The following is a 1,200-nucleotide window of genomic DNA, read 5'->3' on the forward strand; positions in this document are numbered from 1 at the left end:
GTTGAATCCGGTACGCGAGATCAGTGAGTCACACTCAACAAGGCGGAAAATACGTGGCCGGGGATTTCCCTTCTGGGGAGAAGGGGTGACGGTTCCAATCTCGATAAATCCGAACCCTAAATCGGCAAGTTCATCAAAAGCCTCGGCCGTTTTATCAAAACCGGCCGATAACCCGATGCGGTTTTTAAAAACAAGATCATTCCATACCCAGTGTTTATCGGGATAAGCGTAAAAACGACGCACCCAATACCTGCACCAGGGCAGATGCCGGTAACCTTTGAGGCAGGACACCAACAAGGAATGTGCCTTTTCGGGATCCATTAAAAATAAAAGAGGCCGGATAATTTGTTTATACATGATCTTGCTATTCTTTTGAAATGCGATATAAAAATAGAAACTTCTTTGCGGAGATGTCATTCAATCTTTTTTATCTGTTATAATCAAAAGTTATAGGCTTCCGTTTTTTGTCCTGTCGGTGCTTTTTTTCGTACCATACCGGTTGTACGCTGCAAAGACCGTTACAGGGAGCCGTACAACGCTGGAGTGTATGACTCTTCCGACAAAAATAACGGGAAAATAATGCAACTCCCGTTTAAATCGGCTTTTAGCGGTCTGACAGGGAGTTCTCGTTCATAACCTTCTTTGCTTTTCTGCTTTAAATTTCACTTTTATTTCGTACCTTTAAACCGTATATTCACGAAAAGAGGCATAGTATGACCCAGTTGAAAATCGGCGATAAAGCCCCTCTGTTTACCGGTACCGATCAGGACGGTAAAAGCATTTCACTGTCGGATTTCCGAGGCAGGAAGGTGATTCTCTATTTTTACCCGAAAGACAACACCCCTGGATGTACCGCCGAGGCCTGCAGTTTGCGTGACGGCCGGGCCGAGTTGCAGCGAATGGGCTTTGAGGTAATCGGTGTGAGTCCCGACAGCGTGAAGTCGCACCAGGGCTTTATCGCAAAACATGGACTTAATTTCCCGCTGATCGCCGATGCGGATAAAAGTATTGCGGCCGCTTACGGAGTATGGGGTGAAAAGAAGTTTATGGGGCGTACCTATATGGGTATTTTGCGTACGACGTTTGTGATCGGCCCCGATGGCACGATAGAGAAGATTTTCGACAAGGTAAATACCAAGGACCACTTTAAACAGATCGTGGAAGCGTATCAATAGAAAATATCACAGAGATAATTATATG

The 1,200-nt window shown here is 45.2% G+C and carries 1 protein-coding gene and 1 pseudogene; one reads left to right on the forward strand and one right to left on the reverse strand.

Annotated elements, in window-relative coordinates; translation table 11 throughout:
* Positions 1-357, reverse strand: a pseudogene (locus tag ACMN7X_RS03410) (dihydroorotate dehydrogenase (quinone)); the annotation flags it as partial.
* Positions 358-713: 356 nt separating this feature from the next.
* On the opposite strand from ACMN7X_RS03410, the gene bcp reads away from it, so the two are divergent.
* Positions 714-1,175 (forward strand): thioredoxin-dependent thiol peroxidase, encoded by a 462-nt coding sequence (gene bcp, locus ACMN7X_RS03415; protein ID WP_278422480.1) that lies wholly within the window; start codon positions 714-716, stop codon positions 1,173-1,175.
* Positions 1,176-1,200: the final 25 nt, after the last annotated feature.

Source organism: Frisingicoccus sp., from assembly GCF_048388605.1.
In the GTDB taxonomy this organism is placed as follows: domain Bacteria; phylum Bacillota; class Clostridia; order Lachnospirales; family Lachnospiraceae; genus Frisingicoccus.